The 19,522-nt window shown below is 72.0% G+C and carries 22 protein-coding genes; 9 read left to right on the forward strand and 13 right to left on the reverse strand.

The window, feature by feature from the left end; all coding sequences use genetic code 11:
* Positions 1–8 precede the first annotated feature (8 nt).
* The 3 genes from OHT74_RS02775 (at position 9) to OHT74_RS02785 (ending at position 3,532) form a co-directional block, all read left to right on the forward strand.
* Positions 9–1,280: a sensor histidine kinase gene (locus OHT74_RS02775; RefSeq protein ID WP_328619181.1), complete on the forward strand. Its 1,272-nt coding sequence runs from the start codon at positions 9–11 to the stop codon at positions 1,278–1,280.
* On the forward strand, positions 1,244–1,888 hold the full coding sequence (locus OHT74_RS02780) for a response regulator transcription factor (protein ID WP_328619182.1): 645 nt from the start codon (positions 1,244–1,246) through the stop codon (positions 1,886–1,888). The genes OHT74_RS02775 and OHT74_RS02780 overlap by 37 nt, the downstream gene beginning before the upstream one ends.
* A gap of 147 nt (positions 1,889–2,035) precedes the next feature.
* The gene (locus OHT74_RS02785) at positions 2,036–3,532 is read left to right on the forward strand and encodes a glycoside hydrolase family 18 protein (protein WP_328619183.1); all 1,497 of its coding nucleotides are present in this window, start codon (positions 2,036–2,038) and stop codon (positions 3,530–3,532) included.
* A 160-nt stretch (positions 3,533–3,692) separates the two neighbouring features.
* Here the strand turns inward: OHT74_RS02785 and OHT74_RS02790 are convergent, their stop codons facing one another.
* Both OHT74_RS02790 and OHT74_RS02795 read right to left on the reverse strand, forming a co-directional pair.
* Complete coding sequence (locus OHT74_RS02790) at positions 3,693–3,905, reverse strand: hypothetical protein (RefSeq protein WP_266660262.1); 213 nt, start codon at positions 3,903–3,905, stop codon at positions 3,693–3,695.
* 15 nt (positions 3,906–3,920) lie between these two features.
* Complete coding sequence (locus OHT74_RS02795; RefSeq protein WP_328623242.1) at positions 3,921–4,658, reverse strand: VOC family protein; 738 nt, start codon at positions 4,656–4,658, stop codon at positions 3,921–3,923.
* Positions 4,659–4,940: 282 nt separating this feature from the next.
* Here OHT74_RS02795 and OHT74_RS02800 point away from each other — a divergent pair, with 282 nt between their 5' ends.
* Positions 4,941–6,137 carry an FUSC family protein gene (locus OHT74_RS02800; RefSeq protein WP_328619184.1) on the forward strand — a complete coding sequence of 399 codons (1,197 nt, stop codon included), beginning with the start codon at positions 4,941–4,943 and terminating at the stop codon, positions 6,135–6,137.
* On the opposite strand, the gene OHT74_RS02805 is transcribed toward OHT74_RS02800, so the two are convergent.
* From OHT74_RS02805 to OHT74_RS02835, 7 genes are all read right to left on the reverse strand, one after another.
* Entirely contained in the window at positions 6,134–6,499 is a 366-nt protein-coding gene (locus OHT74_RS02805) for an SH3 domain-containing protein (RefSeq protein WP_328619185.1), read from the reverse strand. The two genes, OHT74_RS02800 and OHT74_RS02805, sit on opposite strands and share 4 nt — an antisense overlap.
* 243 nt (positions 6,500–6,742) lie before the next feature.
* Positions 6,743–6,898, reverse strand: coding sequence for a DUF6131 family protein (locus OHT74_RS02810; RefSeq protein ID WP_266660268.1), 156 nt, complete (start codon positions 6,896–6,898; stop codon positions 6,743–6,745).
* Between the two features lie 144 nt (positions 6,899–7,042).
* The gene (locus OHT74_RS02815; RefSeq protein WP_328619186.1) at positions 7,043–7,432 is read right to left on the reverse strand and encodes a flavin reductase family protein; all 390 of its coding nucleotides are present in this window, start codon (positions 7,430–7,432) and stop codon (positions 7,043–7,045) included.
* Entirely contained in the window at positions 7,396–7,785 is a 390-nt protein-coding gene (locus OHT74_RS02820) for a hypothetical protein (protein WP_266660270.1), read from the reverse strand. The genes OHT74_RS02815 and OHT74_RS02820 overlap by 37 nt, the downstream gene beginning before the upstream one ends.
* A gap of 71 nt (positions 7,786–7,856) precedes the next feature.
* Positions 7,857–8,846: a hypothetical protein gene (locus OHT74_RS02825; RefSeq protein WP_328619187.1), complete on the reverse strand. Its 990-nt coding sequence runs from the start codon at positions 8,844–8,846 to the stop codon at positions 7,857–7,859.
* 162 nt (positions 8,847–9,008) lie between these two features.
* Entirely contained in the window at positions 9,009–9,284 is a 276-nt protein-coding gene (locus OHT74_RS02830) for an isoamylase early set domain-containing protein (RefSeq protein ID WP_266672437.1), read from the reverse strand.
* Between the two features lie 151 nt (positions 9,285–9,435).
* Positions 9,436–9,750 (reverse strand): helix-turn-helix transcriptional regulator, encoded by a 315-nt coding sequence (locus OHT74_RS02835; protein WP_266660274.1) that lies wholly within the window; start codon positions 9,748–9,750, stop codon positions 9,436–9,438.
* 262 nt (positions 9,751–10,012) lie between these two features.
* Between OHT74_RS02835 and OHT74_RS02840 the strand changes: the two genes are divergently transcribed.
* The 3 genes from OHT74_RS02840 to OHT74_RS02850 all read left to right on the forward strand — a co-directional run bounded on the left by OHT74_RS02840 (position 10,013) and on the right by OHT74_RS02850 (position 11,300).
* Positions 10,013–10,354 carry an STAS domain-containing protein gene (locus OHT74_RS02840; protein WP_328619188.1) on the forward strand — a complete coding sequence of 114 codons (342 nt, stop codon included), beginning with the start codon at positions 10,013–10,015 and terminating at the stop codon, positions 10,352–10,354.
* 69 nt (positions 10,355–10,423) lie between these two features.
* A complete protein-coding gene (locus OHT74_RS02845; RefSeq protein ID WP_328619189.1) occupies positions 10,424–10,828 on the forward strand; it encodes a hypothetical protein in 405 nt (134 codons plus the stop codon).
* A 118-nt stretch (positions 10,829–10,946) separates the two neighbouring features.
* Complete coding sequence (locus OHT74_RS02850; RefSeq protein WP_328619190.1) at positions 10,947–11,300, forward strand: PRC-barrel domain containing protein; 354 nt, start codon at positions 10,947–10,949, stop codon at positions 11,298–11,300.
* A 77-nt stretch (positions 11,301–11,377) separates the two neighbouring features.
* Here the strand turns inward: OHT74_RS02850 and OHT74_RS02855 are convergent, their stop codons facing one another.
* From OHT74_RS02855 to OHT74_RS02870, 4 genes are all read right to left on the reverse strand, one after another.
* Positions 11,378–12,799 (reverse strand): NADP-dependent succinic semialdehyde dehydrogenase, encoded by a 1,422-nt coding sequence (locus OHT74_RS02855; protein ID WP_266660286.1) that lies wholly within the window; start codon positions 12,797–12,799, stop codon positions 11,378–11,380.
* A 171-nt stretch (positions 12,800–12,970) separates the two neighbouring features.
* A complete protein-coding gene (locus OHT74_RS02860) occupies positions 12,971–13,552 on the reverse strand; it encodes a hypothetical protein (RefSeq protein WP_328619191.1) in 582 nt (193 codons plus the stop codon).
* 189 nt (positions 13,553–13,741) lie between these two features.
* Positions 13,742–14,161, reverse strand: a complete 420-nt coding sequence (locus OHT74_RS02865) for an Ig domain-containing protein (protein WP_266999092.1) — start codon at positions 14,159–14,161, stop codon at positions 13,742–13,744.
* Positions 14,162–14,308: 147 nt separating this feature from the next.
* The gene (locus OHT74_RS02870; RefSeq protein ID WP_328619192.1) at positions 14,309–15,478 is read right to left on the reverse strand and encodes an aminotransferase class V-fold PLP-dependent enzyme; all 1,170 of its coding nucleotides are present in this window, start codon (positions 15,476–15,478) and stop codon (positions 14,309–14,311) included.
* Positions 15,479–15,723: 245 nt separating this feature from the next.
* On the opposite strand from OHT74_RS02870, the gene OHT74_RS02875 reads away from it, so the two are divergent.
* Together OHT74_RS02875 and OHT74_RS02880 are read left to right on the forward strand one after the other, a co-directional pair.
* Positions 15,724–16,506: a class I SAM-dependent methyltransferase gene (locus tag OHT74_RS02875; protein ID WP_328619193.1), complete on the forward strand. Its 783-nt coding sequence runs from the start codon at positions 15,724–15,726 to the stop codon at positions 16,504–16,506.
* A 182-nt stretch (positions 16,507–16,688) separates the two neighbouring features.
* On the forward strand, positions 16,689–19,511 hold the full coding sequence (locus OHT74_RS02880) for a glycosyl hydrolase 2 galactose-binding domain-containing protein (RefSeq protein WP_443047258.1): 2,823 nt from the start codon (positions 16,689–16,691) through the stop codon (positions 19,509–19,511).
* Positions 19,512–19,522 lie beyond the last annotated feature (11 nt).

Below are 19,522 nucleotides of genomic sequence, written 5' to 3' on the forward strand. Positions count from 1 at the left end.
AGGACACGGTGAGGGCGCGGCCCGGCACACGGCCCTGGGCCGCCGTCGTGCGCTGCCAGCTGCTGAGCCTGCTCGCCCTCGCCGTGTCCTGCGCCGGCGGGCTCGCGGTGGTCGCCCTGCTGCTCCTGCCGGTCGGAGCCGGATTCCCGCTGCTGCCGCCCGCCGCGAAGGCACTGCGCGCCCTCTCGGACCGCTCCCGCCGGTGGGCCACCGGGTGGAGCGGCATCCGGATCAGCCCGCCCGAGCCGTTGACCGCGGACCGCACCGCGTCCCACCGTGCGAGGGTCGCGGCGGTCCTCGGGAACGAGGGGTTCTGGCGCGACCTCGCCTGGGCCTGGCTGGAGCCGCTGGTCGGCGGGCTGCTCGTGGCCGTTCCCCTCGCGCTCGTCGAGTACGGGGCGTTCGGCGCGCTGGTGCAGCCGCTGGTGTGGCGACGGCTCGGTGACGGCAACTGGTATGCGTTCATTCCGGTGCACAGCACCCCGACGATGCTCGCCGCGCTGGTGCTCGGCCTCGCGTTCATCGCCGCCGGCGTGTTGTGCGCACCCGCGGTGCTCCGGCTCCACGCGCGCTGGAGCCGGTTGCAGCTGTCCGCACCACGTACGACCGAACTCACGCGGCGGGTCGAGCAGTTGACCGATACGCGTACGGAGGCACTGGACATCCAGGCGGCGGAGCTGCGGCGCATCGAGCGAGACCTGCACGACGGCGCCCAGGCCCGCCTCGTCGCGCTGGGTATGGCACTGGACCGGGCTGCCCAGCTCATCGACACCGATCCGGCCGCCGCCCGCCGCCTGTTGACGGACGGCCGGGAGACCTCCGCCAGGGCCCTGCAGGATCTGCGGGAGCTGGTGCGCGGCATCCATCCGCCGGTGCTGGCCGACCGCGGTCTCGGTGACGCCGTGCGGTCGCTGGCGCTCGACAGCTTCCTCGACGTGCACGTGGACAACCGGCTGCCGGGCCGACCGCCGGCGCCGGTCGAGTCCGCCGCGTACTTCGCGGTGAACGAGCTGCTGGCCAACGCGGCGAAGCACTCCGGCGCCCGGCGCGTCAGCGTGCTCCTGGAGCACCACGAGGATGCACTGCTGCGCATTGCGGTCGTCGACGACGGCCGTGGCGGCGCGGACGACCGCGCCGGTGGCACCGGACTGCGCGGTGTCCGCCGCCGGTTGGGTACGTTCGACGGCATCCTCGTCCTGCACAGCCCGCAGGGCGGCCCGACCACCGTGACGATGGAGATTCCATGCGTGTTGTCCTCGCCGAAGACCTCTTCCTGCTGAGGGACGGGCTGGTACGCACGCTCCAGGACCACGGTTGCGAGGTGGTGGCGGCGGTGGACAACGGCCCTGCCCTGCTGCGGGCATTGCTGGCCGAGGCGCCGGACGTCGCGGTGGTCGACGTACGGCTGCCACCGACGTTCACCGACGAGGGTCTGCAAGCTGCACTGGAAGCGCGGCGGCGGCGCCCGGGCCTGCCCGTCCTCGTGCTGTCCCAGTACGTCGAGCAGCTCTACGCCAACGAGCTGCTGGCGGACGGCGCCGGGGGCATCGGCTATCTGCTGAAGGACCGGGTGACCGACACCGGACAGTTCGTCGACGCGGTCCGCCGCGTCGCCGCCGGCGGTACGGCCATGGACCCGCAGGTCATCGCGAAGCTGCTCGCACGCAGTGACGCCCGCGGGCTGACGGACGGGCTGACGGCGCGGGAGCACGCCGTCCTGGAGCTGATGGCCGAGGGCCGGTCGAACGCGGCGATAGCCGGCGGGCTGCACATCAGCGAGAGCGCCGTGGCCAAGCACACGGCCGGCATCTTCGCGAAGCTCCGCATCCCGCCGTCGCCCGACGACAACCGCCGGGTGCTGGCCGTGCTGGCCCACCTGAAACGCTGAGCACGGCGAGGCGGTCATTAACCCTCCCCGATCCGTTCCTTAAGCCGGCCTCAAGAACACGGGAGTGGGGCCCGAACCGCACGTTTGTCCGTTTTCCGGTCGCTAGCGTGCTGCTCGAACCTCATCCCCACACAGAGGCAGGTCCTCATGGCTGGCACATCCCATCGCCGTACGACGAGCGCCAAGGCGAAGGCGGCCGCGGCAGTCGCCGTCGCGGCGGCCGTCGGGGGCACCGCCCTGGTGCTGACCGGAACCGCACAGGCAGCGTCGGTCGGCGCGACCTTCACCAAGGCGAGCAGCTGGAACACCGGCTACACCGGCCAGTACGTCATCACCAACCGCAGCGGCGGGACGCTCAAGGACTGGACCCTCGAGTTCGACCTGCCGGCCGGCACGGCACTCTCCTCCCTCTGGAACGGTGAACACACCGTCAACGGGCAGCATGTGACGGTCAAGCCGCCCCGGTGGGACACGGCCGGTCTCACCGCCGGCGGCTCGGTCACCGTCGGGTTCGTGACCAGCGCGGGCGGGAACCCGGGCAGCCCGACGGGGTGCCTGATCAACAAGGAGAAGTGCTCCCCGGCCACCGGGCCGACGCCCAGCCCCAGCGGCCGCCCCACCACCGCGCCGACGGCCTCCGCCTCGCCCAGCTCCAAGCCGACGACCGCTCCCACCGCGACGGCCACGGCCACGGCGACGGCGACGGCCACTGCCAAGCCGACCCCGACCGTGCCCCCGGGAGGCGGCACCACGTCGGCCGGGTTCGCACCGTACGTGGACACCTCGCTCTACCCGGCCTTCGACCTCCTGGACACGGCGGCCAAGACCGGAGTGAAGGAGTTCAACCTCGCCTTCATCACCTCCGGCGGCGGCTGCTCCCCGCTCTGGGGCGGTGTCACGGCTCTCGGAGACGACCGGGTCGCCTCGCAGATCGCCGCGCTGCGTGCCAAGGGCGGGGACGTCCGGGTGTCGTTCGGCGGTGCGGCCGGCTCCGAGCTGGGCCTGGTGTGCACCTCCCCCGGCGACCTCGCCGCCGCGTACGGCAAGGTGGTGGACACCTACAAGCTGACCAAGGTGGACTTCGACATCGAGGGCGCGGCCCTGCCCGACACGGCGGCGAACACCCGGCGCGCGCAGGCCATAGCCCAGCTGCAGAAGTCGCACCCCGGGCTCGACGTCTCGTTCACCCTGCCCGTGATGCCCGAGGGGCTCACCCAGCCCGGCGTCGACCTGGTCGGCAATGCCCGGCAGAACGGGGTGGCGGTCTCCGCCGTCAACATCATGGCGATGGACTACGGCCCGGCGTACAGCGGCGACATGGGCGGCTACGCCATCCAGGCGGCCACCGCGACGCAGGCGCAGATCAAGGGCGTACTGGGCCTGAGCGACGCGGCGGCGTGGAAGACGGTGGCCGTCACGCCGATGATCGGCGTCAACGACGTCTCCAGCGAGATCTTCAAGGTGGACGACGCCACCCAGCTCGTGGAGTTCGCCCGCTCCAAGGGTCTCGGCTGGCTCGCGATGTGGTCTGGCGCCCGTGACAAGCAGTGCCCGGGCGGCGCGAAGAACTCCGCCGACGCGACGTGCTCGTCCATCGTCCAGGAACCCCTCGCCTTCACGAAGGCCTTCGCTGCCCGCGGCTAGCCCGCCTTGAGGGGCGAAGGCCGCGGCGCGATCAGCGCGAAGGCCCGGTTCGCCGCCGGGCACCCGCGGCGGGTGGCGGCGATCAGGCCGCCACCCGCCAGGACGGCGACACACAGCACCGTCGGACCGCTGCCGGCAGGGCGCTCCCGGTCGCGCAGCGCTAAGGGCTGCCTCCGGTGACGCGCTTGGCCGCTTCGCTCTCGGCCGCAGGCGGTGACAGCTCGGAGAGGGTGTCGAGCGCGTGATCGTCCCGCAGTTCTGCCTCCCAGGCAGCTGCCAGCTCCTCCTGCCGCTCACGCGGCAGCTGCTCGATCTCTTCCCGGCGGGCCGGTGTCAGGGCCTTCAGGAACCGCGAGAGCTCGTCCATGGCCATCGTTCTCCTCCTTCGTCAAGCGGGCGTGTCCGGGGGCGTGACCACCGTGAAGAGGCCGCCGTCCGGGTCGCTCAGGGTGACCCGGCGCCCCGTGGCCGTGGTGTGGACGGGTGAGACGGTCCGGCCGCCGAGCTGGACGGCGGTCTCCACGGCGGTTTCGAGGTCGGGCACGTGGAAGTGGACGTGCCAGCGCGGCCTGACCTGCGGATCCGGGGCCTGCTCGACGGCTCCGCCGCTGATCAGGGCCACGGTGTCGCGGCCGCGCCGGACGACCACGTGGCCGTGCTCGTACGAGACGTCGCAGCACCCGGCGCGCTCACAGGCCCAGTCGAGCACCTCGCCGTAGAACACGGCCGCGGCGAAGGCGTCGCGGGTACGCAGTTCGAGCCATCCGGCAGCGCCGCCGGGATGTGCCGTCCAGTCCGGGATCACCTCGCCCTGCCAGAAGCCGAAGACCGCGCCGTCGGGGTCGGCCGCGAGCGCGGCGCGCCCGGTGCCGAAGGCCAGCGGGCCCACCGCCATCGTGGCACCGCGCTCGCGCACCCGGGCGGCGGTGTCGTCCGCGTCATCCACGGCGAAGTACGGGGTCCACGCCACCGGGACACCCAGGCGCGGGGCCAGCGCACCGATTCCGGCGACCGGTACGCCGTCCTGCAGCGCGACGGAAAAGCCCTCGCCGAGGCGGGTCGGGCGAAACTTCCAGCCGAGCACGGCGCCGTAGAACTGATGGGCGGAATCGAGATCGCGTGCCATCAGGGTGACCCAGCACGGCGCGCCGAACACCTCATGGCTTGACGTCGACACCGGCACCGACCTCCCTCGACCTCCCCCCGACCCACACTAGCCCGGGGCCGGGTGACCGGCTCCGAGGCTGGGCCGCTCGTGTCTCGGGCGAGGCCTCCGCCACCGTCGCCGAAAAACAGCGTACGGCGTACGGCGTACCGGTGGCGGATGCGGGCAGCGGCCGCGCGGCCGGACGTGGCTTCTTGATCCGTGTGACGCGTGGTGCCGCCGAGTCCGGGAAGGAAGGCACGTATGCCGGAAGTCATCGTCACCGTACGCTCCCTCGTCCGCCGCCACCGGGAACCTGTCGTCGTACAGGCCCTCCGGTCGACGGCGGCGGCCGTGGTGTCCTACGTCGTCGCGCTCTGGCTGAGCAGCGAGCCGGCGCCCCTGACCGCACCGCTGACGGCGCTGCTCGTCGTCCAGGTGACCCTCTACACCACCCTCACCACCGGCATCCGCCGGGTGAACTCGGTCGTCGCGGGTGTCCTGGTCGCCATCGGGTTCAGCGCCCTCGTCGGTCTCACCTGGTGGAGCCTGGGCCTGGTCATCCTCACCTCGCTCGTCGTGGGTCATCTGGTGCGGGTCGACGAGTTCGTCCCCGAGGTCGCGATCAGCGCGATGCTGGTGCTCGGGGTGACACAGGTGGCGGCCACTGCCTGGGACCGCGTGCTGGAGACCCTGATCGGAGCCGTTGTGGGGCTCCTGTTCAACGTCTTCCTCGCACCGCCCGTATGGGTGGCGCCGGCGAGTGAGGCGATCACCTCGCTGACCGGCCGCATGCGCGACCTGCTGGTCCACATCGGCGACGAGCTGGACCAGCACACGCCCGTGGAGCGGGCGGCGGCACGACTGCACGAGGCACGGCGGCTGGACAACGACATCGCGCACGTGGACTCGGCGCTGCGGCAGGCCGAGGACAGCCTGCGCCTCAATCCTCGGGTGAAGGAGGCACTCCTCTTCCGCCTGGTGCTCCGTACGGGACTCGACACGCTGGAGATCTGCGCCGTGGTCCTGCGGGTCTGCTGCCGCACGCTGACCGACCTGGCCAAGACGCGCACGGACGGCCCGCTCTTCCCGGAACACGTCGCGCAGGCGCTGCGGGAGCTGTTCGCGCACATGGCGATCGCGCTCGAGAACTTCGCCGTACTGATCACCGCGCAGATCACGGCCAGTGCCGAGGAGGCGGAAGTCCGGCTGACGCAGGAGCTCGCGGCGGCGCGGATCAGCCGCGAGCGGGCCGCGCGTCTTCTGCAGGAGGAGGCGCGATCGCGGCCGGGGGCGTGGCAGTTGTACGGGGCCCTGCTCGCGGAAGCCGACCGGGTACTGGACGAACTGGGGGTGGAGAAGCGCTCCGAACGGCTGGTGGAGGAGCTCGACCGGCACTCGCGCACGGCGCGCGCCCGGCGCCCGCAGCTCCGGCGGCTGTGGCGGCGTCGTGCCAGCTAACGGCACCACTGGACCGGGGTGTGGTTGTGGACGAAGCGGGCCGAGACCCAGCCGGGCTCGCCGTGCAGCCGGTACCAGATGTTGTTGCCCTCCACCCAGGAGCCCTTGGCCTGGCAGGACAGCTCGACCTTCTCGTTCGGGCCCAGCGTCCCGATCACCTTGGCCGAGGTCGTCGGCCTGTTCCGTACGTGGAGGGGCGCGCGGGCGACCACCACGCCCTTCACGTGCACGTTCCGGGCGCCCGCGGCAGTGGTGGCCGGTCCCGGCACAGCCTCCGCCGCTGCCGCCGGCACCCCCTGGAGCAGCAGCCCCAGGCCCACCGCTGCCATCGCCACCGCCGTCTGCATGTTCCGCTGCCCCATGCGTTTCTCCCGATCCGTGGTGCATGCATGCCTCGGCCTGCCGTTCGCGGCCGGCCCTGCGATCGACACTGCATCGGCAACGGCCGCCCGGGCCCGGCGGCATGCCGCCCACTCACCCTTGTGGCGCAGCGGCTTCGCCGCCCGCCGACGCTGCGCCCGCCATGGCGAGTCCCCGGCAGGACACCCGCCGCCCTGCCGGGGAGTGCGCGCGTGGGGCCGCTCACCGGGCCGCACGGGGCTGCGTCACCAGTAGTGGTTGCGGCCTCCGACCGCGTGCCCGACCGCGCCGAGCAGCCAGAGGACCAGGCCCACCACGACGAGGATCAGGCCAATCGTCCACAGAATCGAGATTCCGGTGACGAATCCTATGATCAGCAGGATCACTCCGAGGACAATCACGACAACCTCCCAGCGCCCCGGTACTTGAGTGCACCAGGACACCCTGCGCGTACCATAAATGCCGCATTTCATGCCTCGATGGCGCCTGTAAATTGAATCCGTAAGCGCAGGCCCTGGTGCCGTCCGTCGCGCTCGTCGCGCGGGTCAGGCAGGGTGACCGGGCTCGAGGTCCTTGACGTCGCTGTACCGCAGCAGGGCGGGGACGCCTTCGACCGGCGGGGACTGTTCGGTCGGCGACAGCAGGAAGCCCACGTGATCGCCGCCTCGGACGTGCCGCTCGATACGGCCCACGAACCAGGCGCAGGCGTCGGCGAGCACGGGACTGCCGTCCGTGCTGCGCCGCCAGGTGACCGACTGGAACGTGTCCACCCGGTCACCGGTCCGGCCGCCGAACAGCTCGGCCGGCGCCTGCCGGTCACGGCACATCACATGCACGGCGAGGTGCGAGGCGCGGCAGGCGACGCGGTACGTGTGGTTCCTCCCGCTGCCCGCGGGTCTCAGGGTTCGGAATAGCTGAAGTCGCCCATAGTCCACGCGCTGACGTCCTTGATCGCGATCCGGTACATGCCGCCGGTCTCGGGGATGCCCACGGTGCCCTGGAGGATCCTGGCCACGTGGAAGTGCAAGTAGGACGGGGGATGTGGTGCGCTGCGCGGGGGGACGTCCGTCTCCTCGACCCCTTCGGCATCCATGAAGAGGCTTGCGAACGGACCGAGCCGGTCCGAATCCGCCAGGACTTCGGCCACCCGCCGCCGCCATGCGCTCTCGGGAGCGAGGCGGCCGGTGATCACGGCCCCGTGCACCAGGACGGTCAACGACATCTGATTGGTCTGCTGCGACTCCACCGCGGCGGCGATGGCAACGAGCAGGTCGTCAGGCTTCGACATGGGCAGGAATGCTACAAGCTCCGCCGCGGAACCCGGGCGTGTCCCCCCGTGAGCCGGGACGGGGCGCGGCGTCAGCCGGCGAAGCCGAGGTGCACGTGGTCGTGGTGCGTGTCGTCGGAGAAGAACTGGTTCGGCGTGGCTCCGCCCGAAACGCGCACGGGGCCGCCGACGTTGTACGAGCCCGCGGCCGCTGCCGAGCGCATGAATACGGTGATCAGGCTGCGCGGGGTCGCGGGGTCGACGATCGGACGGCCGTCGATGCCCCAGACGTCGAAGGCCCGGCCGGCCGGGTGGTCGCTCGGCCGGCTCGTGCCGAACACGTTGAGCGGGTGTCCCGACCGGACCACGCTGACCGACACCCGGTAGGTCTCGGCGAGCCGGAGCATGGCGCGCAGCACGCTCTCGTGCACCGCCCCGCTGCGGATGTCCGCGGCAGAGGCGGGCGGCAGTTCGATCCGGGGCTGGGCGAGCACCGCCCGTGCCGAGGCGCCGGGCGGCGCCGCCGGCCCCGGGCGCCCGGGGTGCAGAGAGGTGACGGCCCAGCCCGCGGAGGTGCGGTCGAGGCGGACGTCGGCGGTGGTTCCGCCCTCGCGGACGACCCCGCCGGTACGGGTGCTCTGGGCGCAGGGGATCAGGACGCTCGCGGTGTCCGGCAGGAGGCCCCCGTACTGCGCGTCGATCACGCGGACGACCGCTTGGTCCGCCGGGGGTGTCAACGGCCCCGCTTCGGCGGCGAGCCGGGCGGCCAGGGGCCCTGCGATGCCCAGCGCCGCGACCCGCTGCGCCGCGTTGCGCGGGCCGCCTTGGCCCGGCGGCCAGGTCCCGAGCGCCTCGACGAGCCGTACGGCGGCGAGTTTGGCCGCGGGTTCGATCTCGCCGGGCCCCGGCCGCCACGGAACCGCGGCCGGAAGACTCGCCGAGGGTGCGGGCGAGGCGGGCGAGGCTTCCGTACCCGGCGAGCAGCCTGCCGCACCGGCGCACCAGACGGCCGTTCCCATCAGCAGCGAACGGCGTCCGACGCCCTCGGACGGGTTCTCGCGGATCGAGGGTGGCAGGACCATGACCGGCTCCTCGAACGACCGGGTGTAATTCAGGATCAGTACAAAAGATCAAGGACACCCTCAAGGACTGACGCCCTCGGACATGGGGCCCCGCCTCCCGAGCACCCGCGTGGTGCCGGGAGGCGTTCATGTCTCCCCGAGTCTCGATCGGGAAGAGGAGCCTCAGGTGTGGAGACGGCCGTTGGTGCCGTCGTGGGCGTCCGCGTGCGCGTCGTCGAACCAGTAGTCGCCGGCCGCCAGGTACCGGAAAGAGTGCACCTGCTTGATCGGCAGCTTGACGGTGACGGCGCGCGAGCCGTCGGCACGCGGAGTCAGCGTGTGCGTACCCGGCTTCCAGTCGTTGAAGTCACCGACGACGCTGACCGGGCCGGGTGGCTCGTCGCCCGGCAGGACGAACGTCACCTCGGTACGGTCCTTGCGCAGCTTGCGTTCCAGCATGGACAGGCCTCCCACGAAGACACGGACGGGCATGGAGCCCGCTCCATCGTGTCGCCCCCGGGGTTCCACACCCGGCAACACGGCCGCCACACCACTCGTGTGGCTGCTCCCTGCCTTCCGGAAGCCGCTCCGGATCCGGCTGCCCGACCCGCTATCGCCTCGCCGGGGACACGTCCTCGGCGAGCAGGGCGAGCAGGCCCGCAACCTCGTGGCCGGCCTCGGCGGGGTGCCGGAACATCGCCCCCTCGGCGATTTCGTACCGGTTGCGCCTGCCGTCGCGGGAGCGGGTCAGGTACCCGTCCGCTTCGAGGTCGGCGACGATCGCCTGGACCGTCCGCTCGGTGAGTCCGCAGGTGGCCGCGACATCGCGCAGCCGCACCCCGGGGTCCCGTGAGATGGCGACGAGGACCCGTGCATGGTTGGTCAGGAACGTCCACGTGGGGCGGCGCTCTGAGCTGCTTTCCATGTCTCCATCATGCGCCGCTCCATTCGCGTGAGACAAGTCGCGTAAAGCAAGACGCGAGACAGAAGACGTGCAAGAGAAGACGCGAAATAGTTTTCCCGTAATTCTTGACGCATGACAGGACGCGGCGGACGATCGAGATGACAGCGATCCGACTGGGCCAAGGGAGTCGGAGATGATCCCAGCTCGGCAAGGCGCAGCAACGACACGGACGGACGAAGCACGGCCGACCGTCGACGTGGAACCGGATGGCGCGGGCGGCGCAGTGGTCGTCCTCGCCGGAGAAATCGATCAGGACTGTGCCGCGGAGGTTCAGGACATCCTGATGTCCGCCCTGGGCGCCCATCACGGAGGGGTGGTGCTCGATCTGGCTGCAGTGACCTTCTGCGACTGCTCGTGCCTGAACGTCCTGCTGCACGCCCGTCTGAGAGCAGGCGCCGATCCCGGCCGGCCCTTCAAGGTCCGGAACATGAGTGCCCGCGTTGCCCGCCTGCTCGCGCTGACGGACACCCTCGCGTACTTCCCGAACGGCGACGGGCCCCGGGCGTATCCGGCCGAGGTGGCGGTCAGTTCCCTCGACGGGCCGCCGGACACCCCGTCGGGCTGAGCTCCGCCGCTGAACCGCCCGGTCGGGGCGGAACCCGGTCCGGCCACGCGAGTCTCCAGCAGGGCGGGCATGGGGCCGATGACTTGCCGGGCAAGACCGAACGACCTTCCCGTACGCGTCACCATGGCCCTGCACTGCGCGACGACCTGCGCGATCGCGGTCCTGGCCGCGGGGCTCGGATCGGCGATCACGCACCCGCACGGCCACACCCCCGACGGGGCGCGCTGGCTGCTGTGCAGAAGCCTGGCCGGGTACTTCGGCGTCGGCGTCCTGGCCGCCGTGGTGGCCGGTGCCTCCTGGCGCCGGATTCTGCTGTGGGCGTTGCCCTGCCTGCTGCTGACGCTGCTCCTGGCCGTGTCGGCGGGCCGCTTCGGTGCGGTGTGGCTGCTCTGGGGGCTGGTCGCGGCGGTGGTCTGGCAGATCCTGTGCGCGTCGGACGTGCCGGGGCGCCTGAGCGGGGGCCGTGGTGCCTGACCTGTGAGCGCCGGACGGCCAGGAGGCCGCGCCGGTCGCCGCCCTCAGGTGTGGACCGGAACGGGCTGGGCAGGCGCCCCCGGGAACCCCCGCCCCAGGGACGAAGGAGTGAATCGCGATGATCAACGTGTGGATCTACCGCGAGACGACCGGGCGCCTGACCGGAACCGACCTGACCGGTTACAAGGTCGAGGCGCTCGACGGCAGCATCGGCAAGGTCGACAAGCACTCCGACGAGGTCGACGCCTCCTACATCGTCGTCGACACGGGCCCGTGGATCTTCGGCAAGCACGTACTGCTGCCGGCCGGCACCGTCACCCGAATCGACATGGACGAGGGCAGGATCCACGTCGGCCTCACCAAGGACCAGATCAAGTCCGCCCCGGAGTTCGACCAGGAGAAGCACCTCGACGACGCGGACTACCACAGCGTGCTGGGCGGCTACTACGGGGGCTTTTCGCACCGGGCCTGACCCGGCGGCGCGGCGTCGTCGTCGACCGCGGGAATCCACCGCCGGGCCGGCCACCTCGAGCCCGGGCTCGACCGCGCCTACGAGCCGCTGCCGGGCTCGGCCGCGTGCCACACCGTCGTCGCGTTGCAGAACTCGCGGATGCCGTGACCCGACAGCTCGCGCCCGTAACCCGAGCGCTTCACCCCGCCGAAGGGCAGTGCCGGGTGGGAGGCGGTCATGCCGTTGAAGAAGATCCCGCCGGCCTCGATGTCCCGTACGAAGCGCTCCTGCTCGGCCTTGTCACGGGTCCAGACGTTCGAACTCAGGCCGAAGGGGGTGTCGTTGGCGAGCTCCACCGCCTCGTCGAGGTCCTGTACCCGGTACACGGTGGCCACCGGGCCGAACGCCTCCTCGCGGTGGATCCGCATCTCCGGGGTGATCCCGGAGAGCACGGTCGGTTCGTAGAACCAGCCCCCCGACAGGTCCTCCGGCAGGCCCTTCGGCCGCTGCCCGCCGCACAGCGCGGTGGCCCCGCGGCGTACGGCGTCCTCGACCAGCGCCTCGACGTCGGCGCGGCCCTGCTCGGTGGCGAGCGGACCGACGTCCGTGGACTCCGACAGCGGGTCGCCGACGGTCAGCGCGGCCATCCGCGCCGTGAAGATGCGGGTGAACTCCTCGTGGACATCGGCGTGCACGAGGAAGCGCTTGGCAGCGATGCAGGACTGCCCGTTGTTCTGCACCCGGGCCGTGACGGCGACCGCTGCGGCCCGTTCCACGTCGGCCGACGGCATCACCACGAACGGGTCGCTGCCGCCCAGCTCCAGGACGGTCTTCTTCACCTCGTCACCGGCGATCGCGGCGACGGACCGGCCGGCCGGCTCGCTCCCGGTGAGGGTCGCCGCCGCGACCCTGGGGTCGCGCAGGATGCCCTCGACGGCGCGGGAGGACACCAGCAGCGTCTGGAACACCCCGGCGGGGAAGCCGGCGCGCCGGAAGAGGTCGCCCAGGTACAGCGCGGTCTGCGGCACGTTCGACGCGTGCTTGAGCAGGCCCGCATTGCCCGCCATCAGGGCGGGCGCCGCGAAGCGGACGACCTGCCAGAGGGGGAAGTTCCAAGGCATCACGGCGAGGACCACGCCGAGGGGGCGGTAGTGGACCCGGGCGCGGGAGGCTCCGGCGTCCGCCACCTCGGCCTGGGCGGGGTGCTCGTCGGCCAGCAGTTCCTCGGCGTTGCGCGCGTACCAGCGCATGGCCTTGGCGCACTTGGCCGCTTCCGCCCGGGCGGCGGCGAGCGGCTTGCCCATCTCGAGCGTCATCGTACGGGCGATGGTGTCCTGCTCCTGGTCCAGCAGGTCGGCCGCGCGGTCGAGGAGGCGGGCGCGCTCGGCGAATTCCGTCGAGCGGTAGCTCCTGAACGCCGAGTCGGCGGCCGCCAGGCGCTGCTCGATCTGCTCGGCCCCCAGCTCGTCGAACGTCTTGAGCGTCTCGCCGTTCGCGGGGTTGACGGTTGCGATGGGCACGTCAGGCTCTCCTCGTCCTCGATGCGTCGCATCGGACCGTACCGGGCCGGCCGGGTCCGCCCGGGACGGCGCCGTGGCGTGTCAGTCCGGGAAACGCATTCACTCGATCGCCGAAGCCACCGGAACGTCTGCCCGAGCGGTTCGCACCGCCGCGGCCGCGGTCTGCGCCGGCTACGCGTCCGGGCCGCGCCTGACAGCAGCCAGCAGCGTACTCATGGCCAGCAGGGCCACGGCCCACAACCCGGCCGTCCAGGGTGAGTTCTCGCCCTCCGGGGCCGGGGACACCCGGTGCCGGGAGTCGTAGGCGACCCGGAGCTCCGCTCCCGCGGCAGCGATGCGCCGGTCGTCCCTGAGCTCATCGGGGTAGCCGCCGGGGCAGTTCAGCACATGGCGGTACACGGTCTTCTCCGCGGGAGCGCCCTCTCCGGCGGAGCCCTGCACCCTGGCCTGGACGTCACGTACGACGCACAGGGCGACCTCCCCCCGCGAGGCGGCCTGATCCGCGGCCGTCACGGTCAGCAGCAGCCCCAGGGCCAGGAAGAGCGCCCCGAAGAGACTGCCACTCCCGCGCACGAGCGCGAAGTACGCCACCGAGCCGCCGATGACGAGCACCGCTCCGCCCGCCAACGCGACCGTGCCGGACGGCGCCGAGGCGCCGCCGTAGCACCAGTGGGCCCAGGCGTACACGGCCGCGGCCGCCGCGACGGGCACCAGCGCGGCGAGCCGCCACACCTGCGGTTCGGCCCCTGGCATGAGCACCACCCCCTCACCGCTGGGACGCCTGCGCCGCACCGATGGTTCACGCGTTCGGCATTTCGGCAGTTCGGCAGTTCGGCAGTTCAGCGTCCCGAGGGTTTCCGGCGGACGGCTCCCCCGGTGTCGCGGGCGGGGCGCGGCGTACACCGGCGCCCCGCCCGCGACGGAGTTCTCAGGGCCGGCGGATCAGCAACGCGGGCAGGCGTCGCGGATCACGCGCCAGGTGAACGTGGTGGAGGCCGTGGCGCCCGCAGCGTCCTTGATGGAGACCGTCACGGTGCGGGTGCCGCTGCCGCGCAGCAGGCCGGAGATCAGCCCGGTCGACGGGTTGATCGTCAGACCGAGCGGCAGACTGGCTGCCGACCAGGCGTACGGGGTCGTGCCGCCGCCTGCCGTCATCTGCAGCCGGACGCTGTCGTACTGGTAGTTGACCTGGTTGCCGGGGAAGCCCACCACCGGCGCTGCGGCCACGGAGCTGACCGCGGTTGTGGCGGGCTGCACGGCGGCAACCGCGGCCGACGAGCCGACGGGGACGGCCAGGACGGCCGCCAAGCCCACGGCCAGGACCGCTAATCGACGCGGGACACGCTTGTTCGATCTCAACATGACCTCCGAACTCGCTTGTGGAGAAGCTGTGTTCAAAGTGCGATGGGACGTCGGAATCCTACGCACGAGTACACGTTTTCCTCTAGCACGCCGCAGGGGGCAGTTCCGGCCGACCGATGGCCGGTTCAGGGCGGGTTCAAGGCGGGTTCAGGGCCGGTTCAGGGCGGCGTCCAGCGCAGTGAGCAGCTGGTCGATGTCGGCGCCGGTGGTGTGGAGGTGCGGGCTGATGCGGATCGCCGGGCCCCTGGCCCCGACGAACACGTTCGCCTCCTCCAGTGCGGCCACCACGCGCTGCTGGAGCCCCTCGGGGACCGTGATGCCGAGCATGTGCGGTCCCCGCGGCGCGGGGACGGGCAGGCCCCGCTCGCGGGCCGCCGAGGCGATACGGGCCGTGGTCGCCGCCAAGGTGACGGCGATGCGGGGGACGGTCCAGGCCGACAGCTGTTCCAGGGCTGCGATGGCCATGGGGGTGATTTCGAAGGCGGTGCGCGCGCCCACGTCGAAGCGGCGGGCCCCGGGCTGGTACTCGGTGCGGTAGTCGACGAGCCGCGCGAAATCCTGGGAGTCCTTGCGCAGGATCCAGTTCTCCTCCAGCGGCCGCCCCTCCTGGTGTTCCGGAGCCACGTACAGGTAGCCGAGCCCGAAGGGGCCGAGCAGCCACTTGTAGCCGACGCTGACGAGGAAATCGGGCTGCAGCGTGCGCATGTCGATCGGGATCGCCCCGGCGGACTGGCTGGCGTCGACGACCAGGGCGGCGCCCGCGGCCCGGGTGGCCTCGGCGATCCGGTCGAGGTCGAGCAAGGCGCCGTCGGTCCAGTGCACCCGGGGAACCGAGACCACGGCCACGCCGTCGTCGTGTGCGGCGAGTGCGCCGAGGACGGCCTCGGTCCAGGTTTGGCCGGGCTCCCGGTCCACGGTGAGCATCGAGGCCCCCGTACGCTCGGCGAACCGCCACCAGGTGTAGATCCCTGACGGGTACTCGCCGGCGAGGACCAGGACCCGGCTGCCGGCCTGCGCCGTCAGGTTGGCGGCGGCCACCGCGAACCCGTAGCTGGTCGCCGGTACGAGGGCGATGTCGTCTGCGGCTGTCCCGATGAGCTCCGCGAACAGCGCTCTGCGCTCCTCGGCCGCGGTGAACCAGTCGGCGCTCTGGATCCGCCACGGCTGGGCGCGCTTGAGGAGGGCGCCCTCCCCTGCGACGAGGCCGGTGCGCAGGGTCGGTGCCAGGCTCGCGGTGTTGAAGTAGGCGATGCCGTCGGGGATGTCGAACAGCTCACGGGCGTTGGGGAGCAGCTCGCTGCCGACAGGCGAGGTCATGTCATGCCTTTCGAGACGTCCGGCTCCGCAGAGCCGGGCCTGGGCCGGAGTCCACCACACTGCCCGGCCTCGGGGGCCGGAAACATCAGCCGCCCCGGCGGAAGGGCGCACTCGCCCCACTTGGCCGACCCGTCGTGGCGGCCGCGGCGGATCGGCCGACAGTTCCGGTCCCGCGACCCTGCGCCGCGTACGGGACGGGCGCGCCGCTGCCGTCGCCCGGCCCGCCGGGCCGATAGTGGGGAGCTGTGAGCAACGGGTCAGAGGGACACATGCAAGAGGGCGGCGCCTGGTCCGGGTCTGCCGGGGCAGAGGCGTTCGCGGCGGTGGAGGCGGCCACGGACTGGCTGCTCGGCTATCCGTTCGTCTTCGAGGCCCTGGCCCGCCACCGGATCGGCGAGGAAGGGGTGCTCGTGGACTACGGCTGCGGGCCCGGACGGGTGGCCGACCAGGCGGCGCGCGTGCTGGGCGCACGGGTGCTGGGGGTGGACACGTCCGCCGAGATGCTGGCGCTGGCCCGGAGCACGGCGACGGAGGTGGCGGAGTTCCACCTGGTCAGGGACGGTCGCGTGACCGGCCTGTCCGACGGGTGCGCGGACGCCGTGATGTGCAATCACGTCCTGGCCTCGCTGCCGACCGAGGAGGCCGTGCTCGCGGTGCTCGCCGAGATCCGCCGCCTGCTGCGGCCCGGGGCACCGCTCGTGCTGCTGACCACCGACCCCGCCTGTACGGGGTTGGAGTACGCCTCGCTGCGCGTGGGCACGGCGGGGGCCGCGTACCTGCCGGGCGAGGAGATGCCGCTACGGCTGCGGCGCACCGACGGTTCCTGGCAGGAGGTACGCAATCACGCCTGGCCCGTGGACCTGCTGCCGGCCCTGCTGGAACGCGCCCGCTTCCGTGATGCCGCCCAGCACCGGCCGACCGTGGACAAGGCCCTGGCCATCGCCGACCCGGCTCTCGTACAGCGGTACGCGTGGGCCGCGGAGCGGGCCGAACCGCCGCTGGTGATCACCTCGGCCCTCGCGGCCTGAGGGCGTTGTCAGCGGTACGGGGACGTACGTCGTCACCCGGTAGACCGGAACCACCCACACCCGTGATTGGTCCGGACGCGTGCGGCGCGTTCAGCGATCCGGCACGTCGGTTCCGTTAGGTTGAGGGCCGCTCCTCCAGCGCGTATGACGCGGATTCCCGGCCAGCCTCCCCGGAGACCACCGTGTTCCCCTCTCCTGTGCGTGTCTTTCGGGTTGTCCCGTTTGTTCGGTGGGAATCAGCAGCCCTGGCCGTACTCGGCCTGTTGGGTGCGCTCATCGCAGGTGCTCCGGCTGCGGCTCCTTTCCCTCGGGCAGCGCACGTACGGGCCGTGACCGCCGTCCCCGCGGCGCCGGGAAGCGCCACGCCCCTGTCCGGGTACGCCATCCGGTCGACGGCGGAGGTCTCCGACGCGGCGGCCGCCGTCTCGGCCCCGGGCTACCGGACGACGGGCTGGTACCCGGCCGGGCCGCGTTCCACCGTGCTCGCGGCCCTGGTCGCGGACGGCAAGCACCCCGACCCCTTCTACTCCACCGACCAGCAGCGCATCCCGGCCGCCGATTTCACCGTGCCATGGTGGTTCCGCGCCGAGTTCACCGTCGAGGACACCTCCTCGCGCACGTACCTGGACTTCAGCGGGGTGGTCTCCGCAGCGGACGTGTTCGTCAACGGCAAACAGGTCGCCACCGCGTCCGCGGTCGCCGGCGCGTACACCCGTCACGAGCTCGACGTCACCGGTCTGGTGCGGGCCGGCGCCAATGCGGTGGCCTTCCGGATCAAGCCCAACAACCCCCGCAAGAACCTCACCATGGGCTGGCTCGACTGGTTGCAGCCGCCCCCGGACGAGAACATGGGCATCGTCCGCGACGTGCTGGTACGGCGCGGCGGCCCCGTCGCCCTGCGCGATGCGCACGTGGTCACCAGCCTGGCCCTGCCGTCCCTCGCCGCCGCGGACCTGACCGTCAAGGCGCAGGTACGCAACGACTCGGCCGAAGCCGTCACCGCCACCCTCTCCGGCACCATCGGCGCCACTGATCCCACCGGCCCCACCAGCACCGGCATCGCCTTCCGCCGGGACGTGCCCCTGCGCGCCCGCGAGACGAAGACGGTGGCCTTCGCCCCTGCCGACACGCCGGGGCTGCACCTCGACGCGCCGCGCGTGTGGTGGCCAGCCGGGATGGGCGCGCAGGAGCTGTACGTCCTCGACCTGACGGTGACGGTGCCGGTCCCAGGTGCCGGAGCCCGGTCCGGGGCCGAGTCCGGAGCCGTGTCCGACCGCTCCCGCCACGGATTCGGCATCCGCAACGTACAGGCCCCGCTCAACCAGGACGGCGCCCGCCAGTACTCCGTCAACGGCCGGCCCCTGCTCGTCCGGGGCGCCGGCTGGTCCCCCGACCAGCTGCTCCGCTGGGACCCGACCTACACCGAGGACCGGCTGGCGTACGCACGCGACCTCGGCCTCAACACCCTGCGCCTGGAAGGGCACCTCGAACCGGACGAGTTCTTCGACCTCGCCGACCGGTACGGGATCCTCACCCTGCCGGGCTGGCAGTGCTGTACCAAGTGGGAGGGCGAGGTCAACGGGACCGAGGCCGGAGAGAGCTGGACCACGGCCGACTACCCGGTCGCCAAAGCCTCCATGGCGGCCGAGGCCGCGCGCCTGCGCGATCACCCCAGCGTCATCTCCTTCCTCATCGGCAGCGATTTCGCCCCGGACGAGGAGATCGAGAAGGGCTACCTCGAGGCGCTGAAGGCCGCCGACTGGCCCACCCCGGTGATCCCCGCCGCCTCCGCCAAGTCGGCACCTCTGAGCGGCCCTTCGGGGATGCGGATGCCCGGCCCGTACGACTGGGTGCCGCCCGGCTACTGGTACGACAAACGGGAGGGCGGAGCCACCGGCTTCAACTCCGAGACCAGCGCCGGCCCCGATGTCCCCACCCTCGACACCCTGCGCCGCATGATGTCCCCCGCGGAGCTGACCGCCCTCTGGAAGGACCCGGCCGCGCCGCAGTACCACCGCTCCCCCTCCCGTACCTACGCCACGCTCAAGCTGTACGACGATGCGCTGGCCGCCCGGTACGGCGCCCCGCGCAGCCTCGAGGACTACGTCGCCAAGGCGCAGCTCGCCCAGTACGAGAACGTCCGCGCGCAGTTCGAGGCGTACGCGCGCAATGCCACCGACGCCTCGAAGCCCTCGACGGGGGTGATCTACTGGATGTTCAACAGCGGCTGGACCTCGCTGCACTGGCAGCTCGTGGACCGCTTCCTCGACCAGGGCGGCGCCTACTTCGGCGCGAAGAAGGCGAACGAGCCGCTGCACATCCAGTACTCCTACGACGACCGCACTGTGGCCGTCGTCAACCGTCGCCCGGCGGCGGTGTCGGGGCTGACCGCGCGGGTCTCCCTCTTCAACACGGACGGGACACAGAAGTACGACCGGACCGTGACCGGTCTCGGCGTCGGCGGGGACGGCGCGAAGGCCACCGCGCTGACCCTTCCGGCCTCGGTGGAGGGGCTGTCCACCACCCATCTCGCACGGCTGATCCTGACTGACGCCGCCGGCCGCGAGGTGAGCCGCAACGTGTACTGGCTCTCCACGCGCCGGGATGTCTCCGACTACGACGAGAGCGACTGGTACCACACCCCGACCACCGCCTACGCCGACCTCACCGGGCTGCGGTCCATGGCGCAGGCCTCCGTGTCCGCGACGGCGACGACGGCCGTGGGCACCGATGCCCCGGCGACCTCCACGACCACCGTCACGGTACGCAACACCGGCACCGGGAACACGCCGGCCCTGCTCACCGACCTCCATCTGGTGGACGGCAAGGACGTCCCCGTCCTGCCCGTCCAGTGGTCCGACAATCAGATCAGCCTGTGGCCCGGTGAGTCGGCGACCCTGACGGCGACGTACCGCACCGCCGATCTGCACGGGTCCGCGCCCCGGATCAGGGTCTCGGGCTGGAACACACCGACGGCCACGGTCCCGGCCGCCGGGCGCCGGTAGACCGGCCGGCC

The organism is Streptomyces sp. NBC_00354, assembly GCF_036106915.1.
GTDB lineage: Bacteria > Actinomycetota > Actinomycetes > Streptomycetales > Streptomycetaceae > Streptomyces.

What these genes read in the sequence shown, in the direction of transcription:
- OHT74_RS02800 (WP_328619184.1), top strand. Translation starts at nt 4,941, where the DNA reads ATGCCGGAAGTCATCGTCACCGTACGCTCCCTCGTCCGCCGCCACCGG.
- OHT74_RS02785 (WP_328619183.1), top strand. Translation starts at nt 2,036, where the DNA reads ATGGCTGGCACATCCCATCGCCGTACGACGAGCGCCAAGGCGAAGGCG.
- OHT74_RS02870 (WP_328619192.1), bottom strand. Translation starts at nt 15,478, where the DNA reads ATGACCTCGCCTGTCGGCAGCGAGCTGCTCCCCAACGCCCGTGAGCTG.
- OHT74_RS02805 (WP_328619185.1), bottom strand. Translation starts at nt 6,499, where the DNA reads ATGGGGCAGCGGAACATGCAGACGGCGGTGGCGATGGCAGCGGTGGGC.
- OHT74_RS02825 (WP_328619187.1), bottom strand. Translation starts at nt 8,846, where the DNA reads ATGGTCCTGCCACCCTCGATCCGCGAGAACCCGTCCGAGGGCGTCGGA.
- OHT74_RS02835 (WP_266660274.1), bottom strand. Translation starts at nt 9,750, where the DNA reads ATGGAAAGCAGCTCAGAGCGCCGCCCCACGTGGACGTTCCTGACCAAC.
- OHT74_RS02780 (WP_328619182.1), top strand. Translation starts at nt 1,244, where the DNA reads ATGCGTGTTGTCCTCGCCGAAGACCTCTTCCTGCTGAGGGACGGGCTG.
- OHT74_RS02845 (WP_328619189.1), top strand. Translation starts at nt 10,424, where the DNA reads ATGGGGCCGATGACTTGCCGGGCAAGACCGAACGACCTTCCCGTACGC.
- OHT74_RS02790 (WP_266660262.1), bottom strand. Translation starts at nt 3,905, where the DNA reads ATGGCCATGGACGAGCTCTCGCGGTTCCTGAAGGCCCTGACACCGGCC.
- OHT74_RS02795 (WP_328623242.1), bottom strand. Translation starts at nt 4,658, where the DNA reads ATGGCACGCGATCTCGATTCCGCCCATCAGTTCTACGGCGCCGTGCTC.
- OHT74_RS02860 (WP_328619191.1), bottom strand. Translation starts at nt 13,552, where the DNA reads ATGCCAGGGGCCGAACCGCAGGTGTGGCGGCTCGCCGCGCTGGTGCCC.
- OHT74_RS02830 (WP_266672437.1), bottom strand. Translation starts at nt 9,284, where the DNA reads ATGCTGGAACGCAAGCTGCGCAAGGACCGTACCGAGGTGACGTTCGTC.
- OHT74_RS02820 (WP_266660270.1), bottom strand. Translation starts at nt 7,785, where the DNA reads ATGTCGAAGCCTGACGACCTGCTCGTTGCCATCGCCGCCGCGGTGGAG.
- OHT74_RS02865 (WP_266999092.1), bottom strand. Translation starts at nt 14,161, where the DNA reads ATGTTGAGATCGAACAAGCGTGTCCCGCGTCGATTAGCGGTCCTGGCC.
- OHT74_RS02850 (WP_328619190.1), top strand. Translation starts at nt 10,947, where the DNA reads ATGATCAACGTGTGGATCTACCGCGAGACGACCGGGCGCCTGACCGGA.